At 73.8% G+C, this 10,234-nt stretch carries 6 protein-coding genes; 5 read left to right on the plus strand and 1 reads right to left on the minus strand.

Going from position 1 to position 10,234, the window contains the following annotated elements; all coding sequences use genetic code 11:
• The 3 genes from trpA to AB0M52_RS23920 form a co-directional block, all read left to right on the plus strand.
• The coding region (gene trpA / locus AB0M52_RS23910; protein ID WP_363957620.1) for a tryptophan synthase subunit alpha at positions 1-607 on the plus strand (607 nt) is incomplete at its 5' end.
• A gap of 191 nt (positions 608-798) precedes the next feature.
• Positions 799-1,965: a prolipoprotein diacylglyceryl transferase gene (gene lgt, locus AB0M52_RS23915; protein ID WP_363957623.1), complete on the plus strand. Its 1,167-nt coding sequence runs from the start codon at positions 799-801 to the stop codon at positions 1,963-1,965.
• Between the two features lie 11 nt (positions 1,966-1,976).
• Positions 1,977-3,164, plus strand: a complete 1,188-nt coding sequence (locus AB0M52_RS23920; RefSeq protein WP_363957626.1) for an NAD(P)/FAD-dependent oxidoreductase — start codon at positions 1,977-1,979, stop codon at positions 3,162-3,164.
• 107 nt (positions 3,165-3,271) lie between these two features.
• On the opposite strand, the gene AB0M52_RS23925 is transcribed toward AB0M52_RS23920, so the two are convergent.
• Positions 3,272-4,117: a GNAT family N-acetyltransferase gene (locus tag AB0M52_RS23925; protein ID WP_363957629.1), complete on the minus strand. Its 846-nt coding sequence runs from the start codon at positions 4,115-4,117 to the stop codon at positions 3,272-3,274.
• Between the two features lie 146 nt (positions 4,118-4,263).
• Here AB0M52_RS23925 and gltB point away from each other — a divergent pair, with 146 nt between their 5' ends.
• Together gltB and AB0M52_RS23935 are read left to right on the plus strand one after the other, a co-directional pair.
• Positions 4,264-8,982: a glutamate synthase large subunit gene (gltB, locus tag AB0M52_RS23930; RefSeq protein ID WP_363957631.1), complete on the plus strand. Its 4,719-nt coding sequence runs from the start codon at positions 4,264-4,266 to the stop codon at positions 8,980-8,982.
• Positions 8,975-10,234 (plus strand): glutamate synthase subunit beta (locus tag AB0M52_RS23935; RefSeq protein ID WP_363957634.1); only part of this gene is annotated, 1,260 nt, incomplete at its 3' end. The genes gltB and AB0M52_RS23935, both read left to right, overlap by 8 nt.

A 10,234-nucleotide genomic window follows, 5' to 3' on the forward strand; every position in this document is an offset into this window, starting at 1 on the left:
GTCGAGCGCCGGGACCGTGCCGAAGCGGCGGCGCAGCCCCTGTAGCCGTACCGCCACGCCGCGCCGGTCGCGGCGGCCTGCGGAAGGGGTGACGATGACCTACTGGAACCCGATCGAGCGGTACGGCGTCGACGCGTTCGCCCGGGACCTCGCCGCGGCCGGTGGCACCGGGCTGATCACGCCCGATCTGATTCCGGACGAGGCCGACGAGTGGCTCGCCGCCTCGGACACGTACGGGCTGGACCGCACCTTCCTGGTCGCGCCGTCGTCCACCGACGCCCGGTTGGCGATGACGGTCGCGCACTGCCGTGGTTTCGTCTACGCCACCGCGATCATGGGGGTGACCGGAGCCCGTACCCAGACCTCGCAGGCGGCGCCGGTGCTGGTGTCCCGGGTCCGCGAGGCCACCGACCTGCCGGTCGGTGTCGGGCTGGGTGTGGGCACCGGGGCGCAGGCCGCCACCGTCGCCGGGTACGCCGACGGGGTGATCGTCGGCAGCGCGTTGATCCGCTGCCTGCTGGACGCGCCGGACGAGGCCGCCGGCCTGGCCGCCCTACGCACCCTCAGCGCCGACCTGGCCGACGGCGTCCGTACCTCCACCCGCTGAACCTCACCCCGCGCCGTTCCCCACCTCACAAACCGCACCGATCGCCGACCTTGTGTCGCCCGAATGCGATTGATGTCCGGGTTTGCCAAGGCGGACAGTGCCCAGATCGCGGGGGTGGGGCCGTGGGGTGGCCGGATCGGCGCGTGGGCGGGGTGACGCCAGGGGGGTCAGCAGCGGTAGCCTTTGCACCCGTGAGTCTCGCCTCGCCAATGCCACTGGCCGCCCTTCCCAGCCCGAGCACCGCCGTCTGGCATCTCGGCCCATTCCCCCTGCGGGCGTACGCGCTGTGCATCATCGCCGGCATCGTGGTGGCCTGCTGGGTCACCGAGCGGCGGCTGCGTCAGCGCGGCGTCGCCCCCGGTGCGGTGCTCGACATCGCCCTCTGGGCGGTGCCGGCCGGCATCATCGGCGCCCGGATCTACCACGTGATCACCTCGCCGGCGCCGTACTTCGGCACCGGCGGGGACTGGGTCAAGATCTTCTTCATCCACGAGGGTGGGCTCGGTATCTGGGGTGCGGTCGCCGGTGGCGCGGTCGGTGCCTGGATCGCCGCCCGGCAGTTGGGTATCCCGTTCACGGTGGTCGCCGACGCGCTGGCGCCGGGCCTGCCGCTGGCCCAGGCGATCGGCCGGCTCGGCAACTGGTTCAACAACGAGCTCTACGGTGGGCGCACCAACCTGCCCTGGGGGCTGGAGATCCACCGGATGGACGGCGGCCAGGCGCTGCGCGACGAGACCGGCCGGCCGATCCTCGAGGAGGGGCTCTACCACCCGACCTTCGCCTACGAGGCGCTGTGGAACGTCGGGGTCGCCGCGCTGGTGTACTTCCTCGACCGCCGGCTGAAGCTCGGCCGTGGTCGGGCGTTCGCGCTCTACGTGATGGGCTACACCGCCGGCCGGTTCTGGATCGAGATGATGCGTACCGACGAGGCCAACACCATCCTCGGCGTACGACTCAACGTCTGGACCGCGGCGCTGGTGTTCCTCGGCGCGCTGATCTACTTCCTGCGGGTCCGCGGGCCGCGCGAGTACCTGATCCCGATCGGCGTGCCGGCCGCGACCGTGCCGCCGGCCGACTCCGACATCTCCCAGGTCGACCTGTCGGCGAAGCAGGCCGCCGAGCCGGCCGCGCCCGAGGGGTACCGGGTGGTCAGCGAGGAGCAGTTCCAGCACTGGCGGGAGACCGGCGAGGCGCCGCCCGAGCCGGGGGACGACGCCGATGGCGGGTCCTCGCTCGACGGGGAGCAGCCGGACGGCGAGCCCGTGGCGGGTGACGTGGCGGGGGCCACCTCGGCCCGGATCGCCGACGGTGAGGCGACGGAGTCCGCGGCGGCCCGGCCCGCCGACCGCGACAGCTGAGGGGCGGCACCATGCGGACCGCGGTGGTGGTCGGCGGCGGCCTCGGCGGCCTGGCGGTCGCCGGCGCGCTCGCCCGATCCGGCTGGCAGGTCACCCTCCTGGAACGGGCCGACCGGATCCGCCCCGAGCCGACCGCCGTGGTGCTCTGGCCCAACGGGGTCCGTGCCCTGCGCGCGCTGGACCTCGGCGCGGGCCTGGACGCGATCGCCACCCCGCTGCCCGACAGCGGCATACGCCGCCCGGACGGGCACTGGCTGGTGCAGCCGCGGCAGACCCCGGTCGAGCGCCTTCCGGTCGTGGTGCACCGGGAGGACCTGCACGACGCGCTGATCGCCGGCCTGGGCGACCGGGTCGAGCTGCGTACCGGGGTGACCGTGCGGACGGTGCGGGCGGCAGCGGGGCTGCGCCCCGCGGTCGGTGACGGCCGGCACACGTTCGAGGCGGACCTGGTGGTCGCGGCCGACGGCGCCGACAGTGTGGTCCGCCGCCAGCTCGCCCCCGAGGCGGGCGTGGTCAGCTCCGGGTGCGCCGCCTGGCGGGCGGTGATCCCCTGGTACCGGGCGCCGAGCCTGCCCGTCGGCGAACCCGTCGGTGGGGAGATCCTCGGTGCCGGCTACCGCTTCGTGGCCGCCTCGCTGGGCGAGCGCGGCTCCTCCGGCGCCTCCAGCCGGGGTGGCATCTACTGGATGGCCACTGCGGCCGGCGCGCCCCGACCCGAGCCGCCGGAGACGCAGCTGGGCTTGCTGCGCCGCTGGTACGCCGGCTGGCCCGCGCCGGTCGACGAGCTGCTGGCCGCCACCGACCCGGCCGACCTGGTGCAGCAGGAGATCCGTGAGCTGCGCCCGCTGCCGCGGGCGTACGGCTTCCCGGTCGGGCCGGGCGGCGTGGTGCTGCTCGGCGACGCGGCCCACGCCATGCCGCCGCACCTCGGGCAGGGGGCCTGCCTCGCCTTCGAGGATGCCGCGACGCTCGCCGCGCTGCTGCGGGAGTCGCGGCTGCCCGACGCGGTGGTCGCGTACGACCGGTCGCGCCGCCCCCGCGCCGCGGCCGTGGTCCGGCAGACCCGACGGATGTCCGCCGTGCTGCAGACCCGGGGCCGGCTGGCGTTGCGTGCCCGCGACGCCGCCCTCGGCACCATCACCCCTCGCCTGCTGGGCAGCGCCGCCGCCGTGGCCGCCCAGTGGCGTCCGCCGTCCTGACCCCGCACCCCCGTCCCGCGCCGATCGTGGAGTTGTGCTGGGGGGGCGAAAGCCACGAAGGCGCACCGAACGGCCACCACAACTCCTTGGTCGCGAGGAGTCGCGGGTCAGGGGCGGAGGGGAGCGGGTTCGGCGATGCAGGCGGTGCCGACGCGGCGGAAGCCGGCGCGGAGATAGACCCGGGCGATCTCCTCGCTGCCGGCGGAGAGGAAGACCACCGCGACGCCGTCGGCCAGCAGGGCGCGGGCCAGGGTTGCGGTGACCGCTGCGGCCAGGCCACGGCGGCGGGCTGACGGCAGAGTGGCCACCCCGGCGATCTCGGCCACGTCGTCGACCCGCATGGCCATTCCGCTGGCCAGCGCCCCCTCGCCGGGTGTCTCGGCCAGCGCCGAGAGCCGGCTGCCGTCGGTGATGCGGGCCCGTTCCTCGTCCAGCGCCGCGACGTCCAGGCCGGTGCGGGCGGCGTCGCGGTGGGCCGGGCCGGCCTCGCCGCGGCCGGTGCCGGGTGCGGCGAATCCCACCGCCGCGACCGCCCGCCGGGTGGCCACGTCCGCGGCGAGCGTCGGTGCGGACGCCGCCAGCAGCCGCACCGGTACGTCGGTGAAGGTCGCCGGGTCCCCCACGGCGCCCGGGTCGAGCACCATCAGCGGGGCCTCCAGCACGGCCAGCCCCGCCGAGCGGGCCACCGCGAGCAGCTCCGGGTTGACCTCGTGCACCCACTCCAGGGCCTCGGGCAGGCCCAGTTCCCGCTGCCGGGCCCGGACCACCGCCAGGTCGGCCAGCGACGGCGGCCGGTCCGCGCCAGGGCGCGGCCGGGCGTAGAACGGCCATCCGGCTCCCTCGCGGACGAACAGGACACAGGCACCGTGATTCTCCGCGCGGGCCGCATCCCGGGGCACCGCGTCGTAGAACCGCTCCAACCGGTCGAGCAGGTCAGCGCGCCGTATATCCACCGCGCGAGACTACATGTCCCAGAGTCTGGACGGTGTGATCAATCCGCACTGGCCTTGCGCACCGCGCCCTAACGTAGACTCAATAATCCGCAAAGGGCCGACGTCGTCCCGACCATGATCCACCCTGAGTGACGACAGGAGGCCCGGTGGCCTTTGCGTACCCTCACCGCCCCCAGCCGGCGCCGCGAAACGGCCAGCTAGCGTCCCCTGCCGGCCTCTACGACGCCTCCCGCGAGCACGACGCGTGCGGCGTGGCCTTCGTGGCGGACCTGCACGGACGGCGCTCCCATACGGTGGTCGCCAACGGCCTCGGCGCGCTGTGCCGGCTGGACCACCGGGGTGCCCGGGGTGCGGAACCGAACACCGGTGACGGCGCGGGCATCATGATCCAGGTGCCGGACGCGTTCCTGCGCGCGGTGGTGGACTTCCCGCTGCCCCCGGCCGGCGAGTACGCCACCGGCCTGGTCTTCCTGCCCGACGACGATGCCGCCGAGGCCCGCGCCCGGCAGGTGGTCGAGAAGTACGCCCTGGTCGAAGGCGCCGCCCTGCTCGGCTGGCGGGACGTCCCGGTCGACCCGTCCGACCTCGGCGAGACGGCCCTCGCGGCGATGCCCCGGGTGCGGCAGATCTTCCTCGCCGCGCACCGGCTCACCGACACCCCCGCCGGCCCGGCCGGCTCCCCGCTGCGCGGCATCGAGCTGGAGCGGGTCGCCTTCTGCGTACGCAAGCAGGCCGAGCGGGAGTCCGCCGAGCGCGGCGTGCCGGCGTACTTCCCGTCGCTGTCCGGGCGGACCATGGTCTACAAGGGGATGCTCACCCCGGACCAGCTGCCGGCGTTCTACCCGGATCTGACCGACGAGCGGGTGGACAGCGCCATCGCCCTGGTGCACTCCCGGTTCTCCACCAACACCTTCCCGTCCTGGCCGCTGGCGCACCCGTACCGGTTCATCGCACACAACGGCGAGATCAACACCATCCGCGGCAACCGGAACTGGATGCAGGCCCGGGAAGCGCTGCTACGTACCCCGGACCTGCCCGGCAACATCCGCCGGGTCTTCCCGGTCTGCACCCCGGCGGCCTCCGACTCGGCCAACTTCGACGAGGTTCTGGAGCTGCTGCACCTGGCCGGGCGCAGCCTGCCGCACGCGGTGCTGATGATGATCCCCGAGGCGTGGGAGAACGACCCGGACATGCGCGCCGACAAGCGCGCGTTCTACCGGTTCCACGCCAGCCTGATGGAGCCGTGGGACGGCCCCGCCTCGGTCGCCTTCACCGACGGCGAGATCGTCGGCGCGGTGCTCGACCGCAACGGCCTGCGCCCCGGCCGCTGGTGGCAGACCGCCGACGGCCTCGTGGTGCTGGGCAGCGAGGCGGGCGTGCTCGACCTCGACCCGGCCACCGTGGTCGCCAAGGGCCGGCTCCAGCCCGGCAAGATGTTCCTGGTCGACACCACCGCCGGCCGGATCGTGCACGACGACGAGATCAAGACCGAGCTGGCCGCCGCCCAGCCGTACGCCGACTGGCTGCACGCCGGGCTGATCGAGCTGGACGACCTGCCGGCCCGCGAGCACATCGTCTACACCCACGACTCGGTACGCCGCCGCCAGCAGACCTTCGGCTACACCGAGGAGGAGCTGAAGATCCTGCTCGCGCCGATGGCCCGCATCGGCGCCGAGCCGATCGGCTCGATGGGCACCGACACCCCGATCGCCCCGCTGTCCACCCGGCCCCGGCTGCTCTACGACTACTTCCACCAGCTCTTCGCCCAGGTGACGAACCCGCCGCTGGACGCCATCCGCGAGGAACTGGTGACCAGCCTGGCCTCGACCATCGGCCCGGAGGGCAACCTGCTCGACCCCGGCCCGGCGAGCTGCCGGCAGATCGTGCTGCCCTACCCCGTGATCGACAACGACGAACTCGCCAAGATCCTCTCCATCGACGAGGACGGTGACCTGCCCGGGTTCAAGGCGGTCCGGGTCTCCGGGCTCTACCGGGTCCGCGACGGCGGCGCCGGGATCAAGGCCCGGCTGACCGAGATCTGCCGGCACGTCTCCGAGGCGATCGAGGACGGCGTACGGATCCTGGTGCTCTCCGACCGGGACTCCAACGCCGACCTCGCCCCGATCCCGTCGCTGCTGCTCACCGCGGCGGTGCACCAGCACCTGGTCCGCGAGCAGACCCGTACCCAGGTGGCGCTGATCGTCGAGTCCGGCGACTGCCGCGAGGTGCACCACGCCGCCGTGCTGATCGGCTACGGCGCCGCGGCGGTCAACCCGTACCTCGCCTTCGAGTCGGTCGAGGACATGATCTCCACCGGGGCGCTGGCCGGCGTCGACCGGGAGAAGGCGGTCCGCAACTACGTCAAGGCGCTCGGCAAGGGCGTCCTGAAGATCATGTCGAAGATGGGCATCTCGACCGTGTCGTCGTACTGCGGCGCGCAGGTCTTCGAGGCGGTCGGGCTGGAGACCCGGCTGGTCGAGCGGTACTTCCGCGGCACGCCGAGCACGATCAGCGGGGTCGGGCTCGCCGGCATCCATGCCGAGGTGGCCGCCCGGCACGCGCTGGCCTGGCCGGCGCCCGGTGCCGAGGCCGCCGACCGGCTGCCCGTCGGCGGCGAGTACCAGTGGCGCCGCGACGGCGAGCTGCACCTGTTCAACCCGGAGACGGTCTTCCTGCTCCAGCACGCCACCCGCAGCCGGCAGTACGACGTGTTCCGCTCCTACACCGCCAAGGTCGACGAGCTGGCGGCGAAGGCCGGTTCGCTGCGCGGGCTGTTCCGGCTGCGTACCGGCGAGCTGCCGCCGGTGCGGATCGAGGAGGTCGAGCCGGCCAGCGAGATCGTCAAGCGGTTCGCCACCGGCGCCATGTCGTACGGGTCGATCTCGGCCGAGTCGCACGAGACCCTGGCCATCGCGATGAACCGGCTCGGCGGCAAGTCCAACACCGGCGAGGGCGGCGAGGACGTCGACCGCCTGCACGACCCGGCCCGCCGGTCCGCGGTCAAGCAGATCGCCAGTGGCCGGTTCGGCGTGACCAGCGAATACCTGGTCAACGCCGACGACCTCCAGATCAAGATGGCCCAGGGGGCCAAGCCCGGCGAGGGTGGGCAGCTGCCCGGCAACAAGGTGTGGCCGTGGATCGCCCGTACCCGGCACGCCACCCCCGGGGTCGGCCTGATCTCCCCGCCGCCGCACCACGACATCTACTCGATCGAGGACCTCGCCCAGCTGGTGCACGACCTCAAGTGCGTGAACCCGGCCGCCCGGGTGCACGTCAAGCTGGTCAGCGAGGTCGGCGTCGGTACGGTCGCCGCCGGCGTGGCCAAGCTCAAGGCCGACGTCATCCTGATCTCCGGCCACGACGGCGGCACCGGCGCCTCGCCGCTGAACTCGCTCAAGCACGCCGGCACCCCGTGGGAGCTGGGACTGGCCGAGGCGCAGCAGACGCTGCTGCTCAACAGGTTGCGTGACCGGGTCACCGTGCAGGTCGACGGCCAGCTCAAGACCGGCCGGGACGTGATCGTCGCGGCGCTGCTCGGCGCCGAGGAGTTCGGTTTCGCCACCGCCCCGCTGATCGTCTCCGGCTGCGTGATGATGCGCGTCTGCCACCTGGACACCTGCCCGGTCGGCATCGCCACCCAGAACCCGGTGCTGCGTGAGCGCTTCACCGGCAAGCCGGAGTTCGTGGAGAACTTCTTCCTCTTCCTCGCCGAGGAGATCCGCGGCTACCTGGCCGAGCTGGGCCTGCGCAGCATCGACGAGGCGATCGGCCGCACCGAGCTGCTCGACGTCGCCCCGGCGATCGAGCACTGGAAGGCCGGCGGGCTCGACCTCGGCCGGGTGCTGCACCTGCCCGAACTGCCCGAGGGCGCGGCCCGCCGGGGCGTACGGGCCCAGGACCACGGGCTGGAGCTGGCCCTGGACAACGAGTTGATCGCCCTGGCCGAGCCGGCGCTGCGCGACGGCATCCCGGTGCGGGTGGAGGTGGCGGTGCGCAACGAGCACCGCAGCGTCGGTGCGATGCTCGGCGGCGAGGTCACTCGCCGGCACGGTGGCGCGGGACTGCCCGCCGACACCATCGAGTTCACCCTGCGCGGCACCGCCGGGCAGTCCTTCGGCGCGTTCCTGCCGCGCGGGGTGACCCTGCGGCTCAACGGCGACGCCAACGACTATGTCGGCAAGGGCCTCTCCGGTGGCCGGCTCGTCGTCCGGCCGGACGCGGCGGCACCGTTCGTGGTTACCGACGCCGCGCCGGGCAGCCGCGCCGAGGACCAGATCATCGCCGGCAACACCATCCTGTACGGCGCCACCGACGGCGAGGTCTTCCTGCGCGGCCGGGTGGGGGAGCGGTTCGCGGTACGCAACTCCGGCGCGGTGGCCGTCGTCGAGGGGGTCGGCGACCACGGCTGCGAGTACATGACCGGCGGCACGGTGGTGGTGCTCGGTCCGACCGGGCGCAACTTCGCCGCCGGCATGTCCGGCGGCACCGCCTTCGTCTGGAACCTCGACCGCCGGCGGGTCAACACCGAGCTGGTCGACCTTTCCGCGCCCGGTGAGCAGGAGCGGGAGCGGCTGCACGAACTGGTGCAGCGGCACTTCGCCGAGACCGACTCGGCGGTCGCCGAGGAGCTGCTCAAGCGCTGGCCGGAGGCGGTGGAGGAGTTCACCGCCGTGGTACCCCGGGACTACCGCCGGGTGATGGAGATCATGCGGGCCGCCGAAGCCGCCGGCCAGGACGTCGACGACGCGGTGATGAGCGCATTGGCAGCGCCGGCCGCCCAGCAGGCGCAGCCGGCGCCCGCCGATGCGTCCATGCCGGTTCCGCCCGCCCCGCGGGTGGTCGCCCAGGAGGTGGCTCGTGCCTGACCCGAACGGTTTCCTGCGCTACCCGCGGCGGATGCCGGCCCGCCGGCCGGTGCCGGTGCGGATCAGCGACTGGCGGGAGGTCTACCCGCCGGCCGGCGAGGAGCTGATCCGCGAGCAGGCCACCCGGTGCATGGACTGCGGCATCCCGTTCTGCCACAGCGACACCGCCGGGTGCCCGCTCGGCAACCGCATCCCGGACTGGAACGACCTGGTCCGTACCGGCAACTGGGACGCGGCCGCGGCGTCGTTGCACGCCACCAACAACTTCCCCGAGTTCACCGGCCGGCTCTGCCCGGCGCCCTGCGAGGCCGCCTGCGTGCTCGGCATCGCCGGGGGCGAGCCGGTGACCATCAAGCAGGTCGAGGTGGAGATCGCCGACGCGGCCGTGGCGCGGGGACTGGCGCCGCGCCCGGTGCCGGCGCCGTCCGGCCGGTCGGTCGCCGTGGTCGGCTCCGGGCCGGCCGGGCTCGCCGCCGCCCAGCAGCTGGCCCGCGCCGGTCATGCCGTCACGGTGTACGAGCGCGACGACGCGATCGGCGGCCTGATGCGGTACGGCATCCCCGACTTCAAGCTGGAGAAGCACCACATCGACACCCGGCTGGCACAGCTCGCCGCCGAGGGGGTGGTGTTCCGTACCGGGGTGGATGTCGGCGTCGACGTCACCGCCGAGCAGTTGCGCACCGAACACGACGCGGTGCTGCTGGCCTGCGGAGCGTTGCAGGGCCGGGACACCGACACCCCGGGCCGGCAGCTGCGCGGGGTGCACCAGGCGATGGCGCACCTGGTCGCCGCCAACCGGGTGGTCGCCGCGGCCGGCGACGGACGGCCCGCAACGGCGGTCCTGCCCGACGGCACGCCGATCGACGCGGCCGGCAAGCACGTGGTGATCATCGGCGGCGGTGACACCGCGGCGGACTGCCTCGGCGTGGCGCACCGGCAGGGCGCCGCCGGCGTACACCAGCTGGACCTGTACCCGCGACCGCCGCAGGCCCGCGACGAGGCCCGCGACCCGTGGCCGACCTGGCCGTGGATCCTGCGGGAGTACGCGGCACACGAGGAGGGCGGCGAGCGGGTCTTCGCGGTGGCGGTGCAGGAGTTCGTCGACGACGGCACCGGCGCGGTACGGGCGGTGCGGATCGCCGAGGTGACCGTGGAGAAGCGGGACGGCCGGCGCATGGTCACCCCGGTGCCGGGCACCGAGCGGGAACTCCCCGCCGACCTGGTGCTGCTGGCGATCGGCTTCGAGGGCACC

Origin of the sequence: Micromonospora sp. NPDC051296 (assembly GCF_040682255.1) — a bacterium.
Taxonomy (GTDB): domain Bacteria; phylum Actinomycetota; class Actinomycetes; order Mycobacteriales; family Micromonosporaceae; genus Micromonospora; species Micromonospora craterilacus.

Bases quoted from the DNA above. Each gene is read 5' to 3' on its own strand.
- AB0M52_RS23920 (WP_363957626.1), top strand. From the start codon at position 1,977: ATGCGGACCGCGGTGGTGGTCGGCGGCGGCCTCGGCGGCCTGGCGGTC.